General features: G+C 70.2%; 13 protein-coding genes. 8 read left to right on the forward strand and 5 right to left on the reverse strand.

Annotated elements, in window-relative coordinates:
- The gene (locus ACFC14_RS06780) at nt 1-855 is read left to right on the forward strand and encodes a fumarylacetoacetate hydrolase family protein (protein WP_376102096.1); all 855 of its coding nucleotides are present in this window, start codon (nt 1-3) and stop codon (nt 853-855) included.
- A gap of 223 nt (nt 856-1,078) precedes the next feature.
- Here the strand turns inward: ACFC14_RS06780 and ACFC14_RS06785 are convergent, their stop codons facing one another.
- The 5 genes from ACFC14_RS06785 to ACFC14_RS06805 form a co-directional block, all read right to left on the reverse strand.
- Nucleotides 1,079-1,927 carry an SMP-30/gluconolactonase/LRE family protein gene (locus ACFC14_RS06785; RefSeq protein ID WP_376102098.1) on the reverse strand — a complete coding sequence of 283 codons (849 nt, stop codon included), beginning with the start codon at nt 1,925-1,927 and terminating at the stop codon, nt 1,079-1,081.
- A complete protein-coding gene (locus ACFC14_RS06790) occupies nt 1,924-2,787 on the reverse strand; it encodes a hypothetical protein (RefSeq protein ID WP_376102101.1) in 864 nt (287 codons plus the stop codon). The genes ACFC14_RS06785 and ACFC14_RS06790 overlap by 4 nt, the downstream gene beginning before the upstream one ends.
- 67 nt (nt 2,788-2,854) lie before the next feature.
- Nucleotides 2,855-4,093, reverse strand: a complete 1,239-nt coding sequence (gene manD / locus ACFC14_RS06795; protein ID WP_376102104.1) for a D-mannonate dehydratase ManD — start codon at nt 4,091-4,093, stop codon at nt 2,855-2,857.
- On the reverse strand, nt 4,090-5,307 hold the full coding sequence (locus ACFC14_RS06800; RefSeq protein WP_376102106.1) for an N-acetylglucosamine-6-phosphate deacetylase: 1,218 nt from the start codon (nt 5,305-5,307) through the stop codon (nt 4,090-4,092). The genes manD and ACFC14_RS06800 overlap by 4 nt, the downstream gene beginning before the upstream one ends.
- On the reverse strand, nt 5,304-6,086 hold the full coding sequence (locus ACFC14_RS06805) for a 6-phosphogluconolactonase (protein WP_376102109.1): 783 nt from the start codon (nt 6,084-6,086) through the stop codon (nt 5,304-5,306). Before ACFC14_RS06805 ends, ACFC14_RS06800 begins: the two co-directional genes overlap by 4 nt.
- A gap of 138 nt (nt 6,087-6,224) precedes the next feature.
- Between ACFC14_RS06805 and ACFC14_RS06810 the strand changes: the two genes are divergently transcribed.
- The 7 genes from ACFC14_RS06810 (at nt 6,225) to ACFC14_RS06840 (ending at nt 13,647) form a co-directional block, all read left to right on the forward strand.
- Nucleotides 6,225-7,241: a LacI family DNA-binding transcriptional regulator gene (locus tag ACFC14_RS06810; protein ID WP_376102112.1), complete on the forward strand. Its 1,017-nt coding sequence runs from the start codon at nt 6,225-6,227 to the stop codon at nt 7,239-7,241.
- A 33-nt stretch (nt 7,242-7,274) separates the two neighbouring features.
- Nucleotides 7,275-8,276 carry a Gfo/Idh/MocA family protein gene (locus ACFC14_RS06815; RefSeq protein WP_376102115.1) on the forward strand — a complete coding sequence of 334 codons (1,002 nt, stop codon included), beginning with the start codon at nt 7,275-7,277 and terminating at the stop codon, nt 8,274-8,276.
- 66 nt (nt 8,277-8,342) lie between these two features.
- Nucleotides 8,343-9,374: a Gfo/Idh/MocA family protein gene (locus tag ACFC14_RS06820; protein ID WP_376102117.1), complete on the forward strand. Its 1,032-nt coding sequence runs from the start codon at nt 8,343-8,345 to the stop codon at nt 9,372-9,374.
- Nucleotides 9,375-9,389: 15 nt separating this feature from the next.
- Nucleotides 9,390-10,253, forward strand: coding sequence for a Gfo/Idh/MocA family protein (locus ACFC14_RS06825; RefSeq protein WP_376102119.1), 864 nt, complete (start codon nt 9,390-9,392; stop codon nt 10,251-10,253).
- Between the two features lie 234 nt (nt 10,254-10,487).
- Nucleotides 10,488-11,765: an extracellular solute-binding protein gene (locus tag ACFC14_RS06830; RefSeq protein WP_376102122.1), complete on the forward strand. Its 1,278-nt coding sequence runs from the start codon at nt 10,488-10,490 to the stop codon at nt 11,763-11,765.
- Nucleotides 11,765-12,745, forward strand: a complete 981-nt coding sequence (locus ACFC14_RS06835; RefSeq protein ID WP_376102124.1) for a carbohydrate ABC transporter permease — start codon at nt 11,765-11,767, stop codon at nt 12,743-12,745. The genes ACFC14_RS06830 and ACFC14_RS06835 overlap by 1 nt, the downstream gene beginning before the upstream one ends.
- Entirely contained in the window at nt 12,742-13,647 is a 906-nt protein-coding gene (locus tag ACFC14_RS06840) for a carbohydrate ABC transporter permease (RefSeq protein ID WP_376102127.1), read from the forward strand. The genes ACFC14_RS06835 and ACFC14_RS06840 overlap by 4 nt, the downstream gene beginning before the upstream one ends.
- The last annotated feature ends 34 nt before the right edge of the window (nt 13,648-13,681 follow it).

A 13,681-nucleotide genomic window follows, 5' to 3' on the forward strand; every position in this document is an offset into this window, starting at 1 on the left:
ATGGAACTGCTGCGACTGGGCGCCCCCGGCCAGGAACGCCCGTACGTCCGTGAGGCCGGCGTCGTCTACGACCTCGCCCCTCTCACCGCCGAGATCGACGGCGCCTTCCTCGCGTCCGACGGCATCGGGCGCGTCCGCGCGGCACTGAGCCGCGGCGAGCTGCCCACGGCGGAGGTCGAGGGGCTGCGCATCGGCGCCCCGGTCGCTCGTCCGACCGCGGTGGTCTGCATCGGCCAGAACTACGCCGCGCACGCGGCCGAGTCCGGGTCGCTGCCGCCTGAGCATCCGGTGATCTTCTTCAAGCATCCGAACACCGTCGTCGGCCCGAACGACGTCGTGCTGCTGCCGCCGGGCGCCGAGAAGGTCGACTGGGAGGTCGAGCTGGCGATCGTGATCGGCAAGACGGCCCGGTACCTGTCGTCGCCGGATGCTGCGCGCGAGGTGATCGCCGGCTACACGATCTCGAACGACGTGTCGGAGCGGGCGTACCAGCTCGACGTCTCGGGCGGCCAGTGGTCGAAGGGCAAGTGCTCCGAGACGTTCAACCCGCTCGGACCCGCGCTCGTCCCCGCCGACGAGGTGGACCCGCAGGCGTTGCGGCTGCGCTCGTTCGTGAACGGCGAGCCGCGTCAGGACTCCTCGACCGCCGACATGATCTTCCCCGTGCTGCAGATCGTGCACGAGCTGAGCCAGTACCTCGTGCTCGAACCCGGCGACGTGATCAACACCGGCACCCCGCAGGGTGTCGCGCTCTCCGGCCGCTTCCCGTACCTGCAGGACGGCGACGAGATGACGATCGAGATCGAGGGCCTCGGCCGCCAACACCAGCGCACCGAGCGGGTGCGTCTGGGCTGACCGCCAACCCCACCCGGCGGCCTGTGTCCGGGGCACGGTTCCTTTTGCTGAGTGCACCGTGCCTCGGGCAGAGGTCGTCGGGGGGTCCGTCGGTGTCGCGGAGGGATGTCCCGGGTCAGGCGATCCGGCGAAATCAGGCGGATTCGCTGCGAACGAGCCTGTTTTCGTGGACTCGCCTGATTCGGCGGGGCCGAAAGAGCGCGCAGTCCGCGGCGCACCCGTCTCAGCCGGCGAACAGTGCGACCGGCAACCCACGCACGCCGGGCCGCACCGCGAACATCGAACCCGCTTCCGTGCCGTGGTCGACCGGGAGTCCCTGCGCCGAGGTCGTGATGTAGAGCGTGCCGAGGTCGTCTCCGCCGAACGTGCAGGCAGACACCTGCGGCACGGGAAGGTCGATCGTCTGCACGAGGGCCCCGCTCGCGTCGTAGCCGTGCACGGCGCTGCCGCCCCAGAGGGCGACCCAGACGCTGCCGTCCGCGGCGACCGTCAACCCGTCCGGCGATCCCTGCTCCTCGGGGATCGAGACGAACGCCCGCCGTCCGCGCAGCTCGCCCTCGGCCACGTCGAGTACGTCGATGCGGTGCGTGGCGGTGTCGACGTAGTAGGCGCGGCGGCCGTCGGGCGAGAATCCGATGCCGTTCGAGATCGTGGCCCGGGGCAGCACGGTCGAGGTGCCGAGCTCCGCGTCGACGCGCAGCACGAACCCCCCGTCCGGTGCGGCGTCGTAGGCCATCGACCCGGCCAGCAGGCGGCCGCGCGTGTCGCAGCATCCGTCGTTCATGCGCACACGCGGGTCGTCGCCCAGGTTCGCCGCCGCGCGGGTCTCGCCGTCGACGTCATCCGCGAGGTAGAGCGTGCGGGCGCCCACGGCCACCAGCCCGCCGTTCGTGCGCGGACGAGCGAAGGCCAGGTACTCGTCGTCGATGTGCTGGCGGGTCACCCCGTCGGAGCGCATCGTGAGCAGATCGCCGGCCTCGCCGTCGACCCACCGCAGTCCACCCCAGCCGGACCACCACACGGGACCTTCGGCGTGGTGGGCGACGGGACCGGTGACGTTCTCCGGGGTCATGCTTCTTCTCTCGGCTGTGTGCGTGGGGGTGCCGGGCGGAGCGGGTCGACGATCGGCATCCGCTCGGGTTCCGATGCGGTTCCGGGCGCGGAGTCGGCTGCGGATGCCGGAGCGGTGGCTGCCCCCGCCGGAAGCTCCCGCGCCACCTGCTTCTCGAGCACCGTGACGGCGTCGTCGGAGAGCAGGATGAGGCCGTCGAGCTCTTCGCGCACCCGCTTGTAGGCCACGTTGCGCTCGGCCTGCGTGGCCGATTCGTCGACCGCGACCTTGAGCAGCTGCTGCGCCCGTTCGAGGCGCTTGCGCTCCGGCTCGGTGAACGTCGAGTCGCGCAGCCGCCGCGCATCCTTCTCGGCGATCTCGAACGCGACCGCGTAGTCGCCCACCGCCTGCAGGTATTCGGTGATCTGCTGCTCCGACACCTTGGCCTCGGCAGATGCCGGACGCAGCGCATCCGCGGTCTTCTTGGCGCGCAGGAACGCGGCGGTCAGCGGCTGACGACCATCGCTCATGGCGGGGAAGGCGATGAGCTTCGCGACGTCGAGTTCGTAGTCGAGCCAGCGCGCGGTGATCTCGTCGTGCTCGGCGAACAGTCGCGCGACGAGGTCGTTCGGGGCGACGGATGCCGTGGTGTCGACCACCGAGGGTCCGCGGCGCTTGGCCTGCTGGGTGAGTGCGCGCGCTTCGATCTCGGCGGTCTTCAGCTGCGCCTTCATGCGCAGGGTCTCCAGGCGGCGCTCATGACGACGCTTGGAGCCCTGCTCCCATGCCTTCGCGGCACCGCCGGCCATCCCCATGATGGGGAAGATGAGCCACCAGTAGTTGCCCGCGAAGTTCCAGAAGCCCTGGATGAACTCGTCCATGATGCGTTCAGCCTACTGCGCGGGGTGGTCGCCCCCGAGGGGTATCCCGGGCGCGACCACCGCGCGTTCACCAGTCGTGGACGGTGCCGTCGAGGAGGCGGTTATAGGGGAGGTAGGCCTGCTCGTACGGGTACTTGCCCGCTTCGTCGAGGTCGAGCTCGACGCCGAGGCCGGGGTTGTTGCCGGGGTGGAGGTAGCCGTCGGTCCAGGTGAACGACTGCTGGAACACCTGGTCGGTGCGGGAGCCGTGCTGCATGTACTCCTGGATGCCGAAGTTGTGGATCGCGAGCCCGAGGTGCATCGCGGCGGCCATCCCGACCGGGGAGATGTCGGTGGGCCCGTGCATGCCCGACTTGATCTGGTACATGGCGGCGTAGTCGAGGGTCTTCTTCAGTGCGGTGATGCCGCCCATGTGGGTGACGGCCCCGCGGACGTAGTCGATGAGCTGGTCGCGGATGATGTCCTTGAAGTCCCACACCGTGTTGAAGATCTCGCCGATCGCGAGCGGGGTGGTGGTGTGCTGGCGCACCAGGCGCAGTGCCTCCTGGTTCTCTGCGGGGGTGCAGTCCTCGAGCCAGAACAGGTCATACGGCTCGAGGTCCTTGCCGAGCCGCGCGGCCTGGATGGGCGTCATCCGGTGGTGGCCGTCGTGCAGCAGGGGGATGTCGGGGCCGAACTCGTTGCGCACCGCTTCGAACACGCCGGGGAGGTGGTTCAGGTATGCGCGGGTGTCCCAGTCCTCTTCCACCGGCTTCGCGCCGCGGCGGGCCGGTTCATGGTCGTACCGGACCGATGCGTCGCCGACGTCGGCGCCCTGCGCGGCGATGCCGTAGATCGCCTTGAGCGTCGGCACCCCGGTCTGCACCCGGATCGCCTTGTAGCCCTGCTCCTGGTGTGCGCGGATCGAGTCGAAAAGCTCGGGCAGCTCCTTGCCCGACGCATGCCCGTACGCCATCAGTCCGTTTCGCGACGTCCCACCGAGCAGCTGGTACACCGGGAGACCGGCGACCTTGCCCTTGATGTCCCACAGGGCCATGTCGACCGCCGCGATCGCCGCCATCGTCACCGGACCCCGCCGCCAATACGCACTGCGGTACAGGAACTGCCATGTGTCTTCGATGCGCGACTCGTCCGCGCCGATCAACAGCGGCACCACATGCTCGGTCAGATACGCGACGACCGCGAGCTCACGCCCGTTCAACGTCGCATCCCCCAGCCCCGTCACCCCGTCGGCGGTCGTGATCTTGAGCGTGACGAAGTTGCGGTCGGGGCTCGTGACGATCACGTCAGCGCGGTCGATGGTCATCGGCGTCCTCCTGTGGCGGTGCGGGTGTCGGTGGTGCGGGCGTCGGTGGCGTCGGCATCGTCGAAGGACTCGATGGCGGGCTCGCCGGCGACGAGAACCTGTCGCGGTGTGATCGCGCGGTCGCCAGGTGCCCAGTCGAAGAGCAGCACGTCGGCGCGGGCTCCGACCCTCCAGTGCGGTCCGTCGTCGAGGACGGATGCGGGGGCGGCGCTCGCCAGCCGCAGCGCCGCCGACAGCGAGCCCGTGAGGCGCGCGACGGTCGCGACACCGACGTCGAGGGTCTGCACGGATCCCGCGAGGAACCCGGTCGACACGTGCCGCAGCGCTCCGTCGTCGGCGAGGTGCACTCCGCCACCGACGGTCGAGACGCCGTTCTCCCGCAGGGCGCTGGGCGTGGCGACGGCGTCGCTCACGAGGAAGATGCCGTGGTCGCGCTTGGCGGCGATCATGGTCGCGAGCGTCGCATCGGGAAGGTGGTGGCCGTCGGCGATGACTCCGGCGGCGAGCCGGCGCTCGGCGAGCTGCGTCCAGAGATAGTTCGGATGCCGGGGGAGCACCGCGTGCGCACCGTTGCCGAGGTGCGTGGAGAGGGTGGCGCCGGCATCGACGACCGCAGCGATCTCGGCATCCGTCGCGTGAGTGTGCCCGACGGCGACCCGCACGCCGTGGGCGACGAGGAACCGTGTGGCCTCGACCGATCCCGGATGGTGCGGAGACAGGGTCACGACGCGGAGCAGGCCGGGCGCCGCGTCGAGCCAGCTCTGCAGCTCGGCGATGGCCGGAGGGCGGATGTGTGCGAGCGGGTGCACTCCGCGGGGGCCGTCCTGCTCCGACAGGCTCGGACCCTCGACGTGGATGCCGGCGACCGCGCGCGAGGTCGCGGTGGAGGTGCGCACGGCCTGGTCGATCGCACGGATGCGGGCGAGCATCTCGGCGGGGGAGGCGGTGATGACGGTCGGCAGGAACCGCGTGACGCCATGGGCGGCGAGAGACCGTGCCATCGCCGAGATGTGGTCCGGCGAGGGCTCGGCCGCATTGGCATCGCCGTCGAGGTGGCCGTTGACCTGCAGGTCGATCAGCCCGGGGCCGATCCAGGGGGCGTCGTGGCCGGGGTCGGGTGTCGAGGTGAGCGCGCTGATCCGCCCGTGCTCGACGACGACCTCGAGCCCGCCCAGGCCGAGGGCATCGCGACCGTGCAACGTGCGGGCCGTCATCGTGCCGCCTGGGCGGCCACGACCGGTACCGGGTGCAGCAGCGATGCCGCGTCGCGGTCGACGTGCACCTCGCAGCGCGAGTGCCGCCGCAGCACGGTGCACGGCCAGTGCGCGCTGATCGGCTCCTCGACCAGGGCGCGCACGGCCTCGGCCTTGCGGGCATCGGGCACGGCGCACACGAGGTGGGCGCCGCTCATCAGCGCCGGGATCGTCAGCGTCAGTGCGTGGGTGGGCACGGCCTCGAGCGTATCGAAGCAGTCGTCGTCGACCTGCTGCACGCGGCTGGCGAGGTCGAGCTGCACCACTCGCACGGGGCACGGGTCGCCGAGGTCGGCGTCGGGCGGATCGTTGAACGCGATGTGGCCGTTCACGCCGATGCCGAGGCACACCAGGTCGATGGGTGCTTCGGCGAGCAGGGCCGCGTACTCCTCGGTCGCCGCCTGGGCGCCGAGCTCGGTGCGCATGGGGTGGAACGCGGCGGGCTGCACCGCGTCGACGAGGTGGGTGCGCAGCCAGTTACCGAAGCGCTGCGGTGCCGCGGGATCGAGATCGAGGTATTCGTCCATGTGCAGGATCGTGATGCGGTCCCACGGCACGTCGGGCTCCGCTGTGAGAGCTCGGTACACGTCGAGCTGGCTGGGGGCGGCGGCGGCGATCATCCGAGCGGTGCCGCGGGCGGCCACGGCTTCGCGCAGGGTGCGCGCCGCCGATCGCGCGGCGGCAGCGCCCATCGCGGCGCGGTCGGGGTGGGCATGCAGGGCGAACGTCGTCGTGCTCATGATTCGCAAGATTAATGCAACCGCTTGCAAAGTCAAGTCCCCGATCATGATCCGTTCCACGCTCTCGCCGCCCCGAGGAGCGGCTTTCCGGGACCTCGCACGCGCGCTGTCGCGGTGCACGGGCTTAGTGTGTGTGACGTGACAGGCAACAGGAAGACGGCATCGACGTCGGTGACGATCGGCGACATCGCCCGCGTGGCCGGCGTCTCACGGTCGACGGTGTCCCGCGCGTTCAGCCGCCCCGAGCTGCTGAACCCCGAGACGGTGCGACGCGTCAAGGCCGCGGCCGACGAGCTCGGCTACGTCGTGAACCACGCCGCGCGAGCGCTCTCCACCGGCCGCTTCGGCAACGTCGCCGTGGTCGTCCCCGACATCGCCAACCCGTTCTTCCCGCCTCTCGTGCGGCGCGTGCAGACACTGGCCGACGCCGCCGGATATGCGGTGTTCCTGGGCGACTCCGACGAGATCGCCGACCGCGAGGCCAACCTCACCTCGCGCCTCAGCGCCCAGGTCGAGGGCTTCGTCCTGGCCTCCCCGCGCCTCGACGAGGAGCGCATCCGCGAGCTCGACGCCTCGCGGCCCGTGGTGCTCGTCAACCGCGACATCGACGGCCTGGCGCGGGTGCTGATCGATCCGAGCGGCGGCCTCGACGAGGCTGTCGCGCACCTGCATCGCCTCGGCCACACCCGCGTGGTTTACCTGTCGGGGCCGCGCGAGTCGTGGTCGGACCAGCAGCGTCGTGCAGCCCTCGCTCGGGCCGCCGAGCGCGCGGGCCTCGAGGTCATCGTGCAGGAGCTGGGGCGCCCCAGTTCGGCAGGCGGACGCGATGCCGTCGGCGGCATCCTCGCCTCCGAGGCGACCGCCGTGATCGCCTTCGACGACGTGGTCGCGCAGGGGGTCATGGCGGGGCTCGCACTGCGCGGCATCGACGTTCCCCGCGACATCAGCGTGATCGGATGCGACGACACCCTGGCCTCCGGCACGCATCCGGCGCTCACCACGATCTCCGCGGCATCGGCGGCGGCGGGTGATGCCGCGGCCGAGCTGCTGCTCGGCGTGCTCGCCAGCGGTGAGCGGTCGGACGCCCGCGTGACGATCGCGACGCACCTGGTCGTCCGGGCCACGACGGAGGCAGCGCGCACGATCGGTGGTTGACCGTGCAACCGGTCGCATGATTTACTGTCGCCCATGCCTCGGATCGCGATCATCGGTGCCGCCCATCCGCACGTCGACTACGTGCTCGACGAGCTGACCCGCGCCGACCGCGCTGCATTCGAACTCGTCGGCGTGCAGGACTCCGACCCCGCGGTCGCCGCTCGTCACGCCGCCCGCTTCGGGGTGCCGGCCTTCGACCGCGCCGAGGATCTGCTCGCCGAGGGCGTCGACGTCGCCGTGATCGCCGGGGTCTACGGAGCGCGCGGAGCAGACGTCATCGCCGCCCTCCGCTCCGGTGCCCACGTGCTGGCCGACAAGCCGCTGTGCACCTCGCTCGCCGAGCTCGACGAGATCGAGACGGCGGCCGCAGAGTCCGGCCGTACCGTGAACCTGCTGCTCGAGAAGCGCGGCTACCCCGAGACCCTCGCCGCCCTCGAGGTCGTGCGCGCCGGTGAGCTCGGCGACATCGTCGGCATCACCTCGTCGGGTCCGCACAAGCTCAACCGCGACCAGCGCCCCGCGTGGTTCTTCGAGCCGGTGCAGTACGGCGGCATCCTCACCGACCTGTCGGTGCACGACCTCGACGCCGCGCTGCTGTTCGCGCCGGCCGACGAGGGTGTGATCCGCGGAGCCGTCTCGGCCCCGCTCGACGGCGCCGCGGGATTCGCACGCTACGGCGCCGCCACGCTCACCACGCCGACCGCCGTCGTCTCCGCCGAGGTGAGCTGGCTCACCCCGCAGGCCTCCGACGTGCACGGCGACTATCGCCTGCGCCTGGTGGGCACCCGCGGTAGCGCCGAGATCTTCTGGGCCCGCGGTCGGGTCGAAGTCACCACCGACGATCAGCCGACCCGCACGCTCGATCTGCCGCCGGGACGACGCCCTGCCGAAGAGGCGCTCGACGCCTTCGCAGACGGACGCACCCCCGAGGTCGGCACCCGGGACTCGCTCGCGGCGACCCGGCTCGCCCTCCTCGCCCAGGCCTCAGCCGACCAGGGCGGCACGGCGCTCGCCTGGTCGCGCCGGGCTGACTGAATCACGCTCTGAACCCGCCGCCTGACCCGACACCTGCGGCATCCACCCCCCACGACAGGAGACATCATGACCGAACCGCTGCGCATCGCGATCGTCGGCGCCGGGGTGATCGGCGCCGTCCACGCGCGTCTCGTCGCTGCCCTCGGCGACGCCGGCGTGCTCGCCACGATCGTCGACGTCGACGACGCACGGGGTCGCGCGCTCGCGGAGCAGCACGGCGTCCCGTTCCACGCGTCGGCCGCCGAGGCATACCGCGCCGAGAGCGTCGACCTCGCCGCGATCTGCCTGCCCAGTGCCTTCCACGCCGACGCGGTGATCGAGGCCCTCGGCGCCGGGGTGGACGTGATCGTCGAGAAGCCGATCGACGTCACACTCGAATCCGCCGATCGGGTGCGGGCGGCCGAGGCGGCCTCCGGTCGCACGGTCTCCGTCATCAGCCAGCGCCGCTTCCAGCCGGTCGCCTCGTTCATCCGTCGCTCCATCGACGAGGGTGCGCTCGGACGCGTGACCTCGGGTGTCGTCGAGTCGGCGTTCTTCCGCCCGCAGGAGTACTACGAGTCCGGCGACTGGCGGGGCACGGCGGCGATCGATGGCGGTGGTGCGCTCATGAACCAGGGCATCCACGCGCTGGACCTGCTGCTGTGGATGCTCGGCACCCCGGTGTCGGTGAGCGCGAAGACCGGTCGCCTCGCGCACGAGGGCATCGAGGTCGAGGATGTCGCCGGCGCCACGATCGAGTTCGAGAGCGGCGCCATCGGCCTGCTGCTCGCCAGTACGGCGGCGTACCCGGGGCTTCCGGTGCGCCTCGCCGTGCACGGCTCGCAGGGCACCGCCGTGATGGAGAACGACGGTCTCGCGTTCTTCGCCTCGGCCACCGCGCCGCAGCCCGATGCCGACACGCTCGTCGAGCACGACGTGCCGGAGGGGTGGAGCGACGTCGACATGGCGCATCGCCGGCAGTACCTCGACGTCGTGCAGGCGATCCGCAGCGGGCGCCGCCCCGCCATCACCACAGACGACGGCCGCCGGGCGCTGCAGGTGGTGCTCGCCGTATACGAGTCCGCCCGCACCAGTCGTCCCGTCGACCTCCACGAGTGAAAGAGGATGAGAGACATGGAAACGAAGAACGTCGCGATCGTCGGCATCGAGAACAGCCACGCCGAGGAGATCATCCGGTACCTCAACGTGGAGCGGCCGGACGACGTGCCGGTGCGTGTGGTGGCACTCGTCGCGGGCGAGGATGCCCGCACGCGTGAGCTCGCGGAGCTCGGCGGCATCGAGCGGATCGTCGCCGAGTCGGGCGACCTGCTCGGCAGCATCGACGCGCTGATCGTCACCTCGCGCGACGGGGCGCTGCATCGCGCGCACGCCGTGCCGTTCCTCGAGGCGGGCACGCCGGTCTGGGTCGACAAGCCGCTCGCGGCCGGTGTCGCCGATGCGCAGGAGATCGTCGCGGCGGCCGAGCGCGGCGGTACGGCGCTCACCTCATCGTCGGCGCTGCGCTGGGTGGCCGACACGGATGCCGTCGCCGAGGGCCTCGGGTCGATCGGCGAGCTGCAGGCGGTCACCGTGACGGGGCCCGCGGATGCGGCGAGCCCCTACAGCGGCATCTTCTTCTACGGCATCCACATCGCCGACGTGGCGCAGCGCCTGGTGCCGGGGGAGCCCGAGGACATCGACGTGCAGAGTCTTCCCGGAGGTGTCGTGGCGCGCTACCGCGTCGGCGGCGTGCTCGTCACGCTCGAGTTCATCCGGCCGGACGGCGACGGCCAGGTGCCGTTCCGGGCGACGGCCGTGGGCGGCCACGGAGTCATCAGTCGCGACATCGTGCTCGGCGCCGACTACGTGCAGCCCGGCGTGGATGCGTTCGCCCGCATGCTCGCGACCGGTGCAGCCCCGATCCCCACGGCGCAGCTGCTTGCACCGATCACCGTGCTGGAGACCGTCGCCAGAGCCACCGCCGCGATCGCCGTCTGACCCTCTGCAACGCGGTGCAGGAATCGCTCCGTCACAAGGCGTGATCGCTGCGTCGAGCGACGCATCAGCACCGATTTTTCCCAGGTAAGCAAACAGAAACACAACCGTTACACCCTCTTCAGCGAAGAAGCTATTGTAATGCAACCGTTTGCACGTTAGCGTGAGAAACGGTTGAACCACCCGTTCATCGGGCTCCTCTCGGGGCCCGTCGAGGAAGACCATGGAGGAACGAGAATGGCACGACGCACTGTGATCGCAGCGGCCGCTTCACTGGCCGCGGTGCTGGCCGTCACCGGCTGCAGTTCAGGCACCGGCAACGACGGAGGCGACGCCGAGAGCGGAGACCTCCGCGTGTGGCTCATGCAGGATTCCGTGTCCGAGGATGCGGTCGCGTGGCTCGAAGACGAGTTCGCCGCCCAGAACCCCGGCTCCACGCTGACGGTGGAGATGCAGCCCTGGGATGACATCGTCTCCCGGCTCCAGACCTCGCTCGCGAGCGAGTCCGAGACCCCCGACATCGTCGAGATCGGCAACACCAAGACCGCGACCTTCGCGAACGTGGGCGCGCTCGCCGACATCTCCGACCTGTACGACGAGGTCGACGGCGACGACCTGATCCCCAGCTTCGTCGACCAGGCGACACTCGACGGCAAGACCTACGCCTACCCGCTCTACGCGGGCACCAGCGTCGTGTTCTACCGCACCGACCTGCTCGAGAAGGCGGGCATCGAGGCGCCCGAGACGCTCGACGACCTGGTCGCCGCAGCCGCCACGGTGCAGCAGGCGAACCCCGACGGCGTCGAGGGCTTCAAGGGCATCTACTTCCCCGTCGTCGACGTGCACGGCCTGGAGGGCTGGCTGTTCTCGCACGGCGCGAACTACGCCGAGGAGAAGGACGGCGCGTGGGTCAGCGGGCTCGACACCCCCGAGGCCAAGGCCGCACTCGAGCAGATGCAGACCATCTGGCAGAACTCGGCCCTCGGCGCGCTCGACGCGAAGGAGACCGCCGGCAACCCGTGGGTGCCGTACAACAACGGCGAGGTCGCCATGTTCTCCTACCGCGTCTTCGCGCAGGACAGCATCTCGCCCGAGCTCGCCGACGTCACGGGAGTGATGGCGCTTCCCCCGGTCGAGGCCGGCGGCGAGAGCCACCAGTTCCTCGGCGGATCCAACGTCGGCATCGCGGCGAAGTCGTCGCAGCAGGCGCTGGCGAAGAAGGCCATGAAGCTCATCCTGAGCGAGGACTTCATGACCCAGCTCGCCGAGGACTCCGGCTGGGTGCCCGGCAACACGACGTTCGCGTCGGCCATCCCCGACGGCATCGTCGACGCCGAGCTGCAGCAGCAGATCGCCGAGACGAGCGCCCTCACCCCTGCGGCCCCGAACTGGGCGATCGTGGAGGGCAACAACATCCCGGTCGACCTGTACTCGGCGATCGCCAAGGGTGAGGACATCGACGACGTGGTCACGCGCATCGGCGCGAAGATCGAATCGACCCTCAACGGCGACTGATGATGGCCACTCCCGTGATCGATGTCGAGGCCGCCCCCGAGGCGGCCCCGCAGCAGCCCGCTCCCCGCACGCGCCCGCGTCGCGTGCGGGGAGCGCTGCTCCCGTACCTCCTGATCGCGCCGCTCCTCGCGGCCGTGCTGATCGCCCTCGGCTGGCCGCTGCTGCAGCAGTTCGTGATGTCGCTGCAGAAGTTCGGCCTGGCGCAGCAGTTCGGCCAGGAGCCCGAATGGGTGGGCCTGGCGAACTACGGCAGGATCCTGACCGACCCGAACATGTGGGTCGTCTTCTTCCGCTCCGTGCTCTTCTGCGCCGTGTGCGCCTCGCTGTCGATGGTGATCGGGATGCTGATCGCGCTGCTGCTGACGAAGGTGAGCAGCTGGGCGCGCATCGCCCTGCAGGTGACGCTGCTGCTCGTGTGGGCGACTCCGGCGCTGGTGACCATGGTCATCTGGCAGTGGCTGTTCGACGCCCGCTACGGCCTGGTGAACTGGATCCTCGCGCGTATCGGATTCCCCGACATGGCCGGGTTCCCGTGGACCTCCACCCCGATGGGTGTGTTCACGATCGCCGCGATCACCGTGATCTGGGGCAGTCTGCCGCTGATCGTGTTCATGATCTACTCCGCCCTCACCCAGGTTCCCACCGAGGTGCTCGAGGCGGCGGAGCTCGACGGCGCAGGTCCGTGGACGCGCTTCCGGCACGTCACGATGCCCCTCATCACCCCGGCGGTCATGATCGTCGGACTCCTGCAGATCGTCTGGGACCTGCGCGTGTTCACGCAGATCTACGTGCTGCAGCAGGCGGGCGTCTCGATCGAGGAGACCAACCTCCTCGGCACCTACATCTACCGGATCGGCATCGGGCAGGGCGAGTACGGCGACGCATCGGCACTCGCGACGATCGTGCTCATCCTCACGCTGCTGCTCACCTGGAAGTACATCGCGAAGATGTTCGCCCAGCAGAAGGAGGTCTCGGAATGAGCGTCCCGACCATGACCAGGACCACCGACATCCCCGCCGTCGTGCCGCCGCGCTCGCGCCGGACCATCGGCAGTCGCAACGACACCCGGCGGCGCACCTGGAACGGCGTCGCGGTGGCCGCGGCCCTGCTCCTCGTGTTCCCGATCTACTGGATGGTGAACACCGCGCTCTCCGACAACGAGGAGCTGTTCTCGCGCACGCCGCGGTTCTTCCCGTTCCCGCTGAGCTTCGACAGCTTCGCGGGCATCCTCGCCGACAGCGGCTTCTGGTCGGCACTCGGAATGAGTGCGGGCGTGACGGCGATCGTGGTCGTGGTCGCCGTGCTGTTCGGCTTCTTCGCGGCCATCGCGGTGAGCCGCTTCCGCTTCAAGGGCGGCGGGCTCATCATCCTGCTCGTGCTCATCGTGCAGATGATCCCGACCGAGGCGCTGTTCATCTCGCAGTTCCGCATGCTCGACGGCTGGCACCTGCTCAACACGGTCGGCGGCCTGTCCCTCCTCTACATCGGCACGGTCGTCCCGTTCACGGTGTGGCTGCTGCGCGGGTTCATCCACGGCATCCCCGCCGAGCTCGAAGAGGCGGCGATGGTCGACGGATGCAGCCGGTTCGGGGCGTTCATGCGGGTCACTCTGCCGCTGCTCGGACCGGGCATCGTCACGGCATCCGTCTTCGCGTTCCTGCAGGCCTGGAACGAGTACACCCTGGCACTCGTCGTGATGACGAAGCCGGGCAACGCCACCCTGCCGCTGTGGCTGCAGACCTTCAGCAGCGAGCTGTCGGCCACCGACTGGGCCGGCATCATGGCGGGCGCCACCCTGATCTCGGTGCCGGTGGTCATCCTGTTCCTCTTCGTCCAGGGTCGCCTGGGCGCCGGCATGATGGCCGGTGCCGTGAAGGGCTGATGCCTCAGGCGCCGAAGAGCGCCGGTCCCTCGGG

The sequence above is a fragment of the Microbacterium sp. NPDC055988 genome (assembly GCF_042269505.1).
Classification (GTDB): domain Bacteria; phylum Actinomycetota; class Actinomycetes; order Actinomycetales; family Microbacteriaceae; genus Microbacterium.

Excerpts from the sequence above, each read along its gene's own strand:
- ACFC14_RS06780 (WP_376102096.1), top strand. The coding sequence starts at position 1 with ATGGAACTGCTGCGACTGGGCGCCCCCGGCCAGGAACGCCCGTACGTC.
- ACFC14_RS06785 (WP_376102098.1), bottom strand. The coding sequence starts at position 1,927 with ATGACCCCGGAGAACGTCACCGGTCCCGTCGCCCACCACGCCGAAGGT.
- ACFC14_RS06790 (WP_376102101.1), bottom strand. The coding sequence starts at position 2,787 with ATGGACGAGTTCATCCAGGGCTTCTGGAACTTCGCGGGCAACTACTGG.
- manD (WP_376102104.1), bottom strand. The coding sequence starts at position 4,093 with ATGACCATCGACCGCGCTGACGTGATCGTCACGAGCCCCGACCGCAAC.
- ACFC14_RS06800 (WP_376102106.1), bottom strand. The coding sequence starts at position 5,307 with ATGACGGCCCGCACGTTGCACGGTCGCGATGCCCTCGGCCTGGGCGGG.
- ACFC14_RS06805 (WP_376102109.1), bottom strand. The coding sequence starts at position 6,086 with ATGAGCACGACGACGTTCGCCCTGCATGCCCACCCCGACCGCGCCGCG.
- ACFC14_RS06815 (WP_376102115.1), top strand. The coding sequence starts at position 7,275 with ATGCCTCGGATCGCGATCATCGGTGCCGCCCATCCGCACGTCGACTAC.
- ACFC14_RS06820 (WP_376102117.1), top strand. The coding sequence starts at position 8,343 with ATGACCGAACCGCTGCGCATCGCGATCGTCGGCGCCGGGGTGATCGGC.
- ACFC14_RS06825 (WP_376102119.1), top strand. The coding sequence starts at position 9,390 with ATGGAAACGAAGAACGTCGCGATCGTCGGCATCGAGAACAGCCACGCC.
- ACFC14_RS06830 (WP_376102122.1), top strand. The coding sequence starts at position 10,488 with ATGGCACGACGCACTGTGATCGCAGCGGCCGCTTCACTGGCCGCGGTG.
- ACFC14_RS06835 (WP_376102124.1), top strand. The coding sequence starts at position 11,765 with ATGATGGCCACTCCCGTGATCGATGTCGAGGCCGCCCCCGAGGCGGCC.
- ACFC14_RS06840 (WP_376102127.1), top strand. The coding sequence starts at position 12,742 with ATGAGCGTCCCGACCATGACCAGGACCACCGACATCCCCGCCGTCGTG.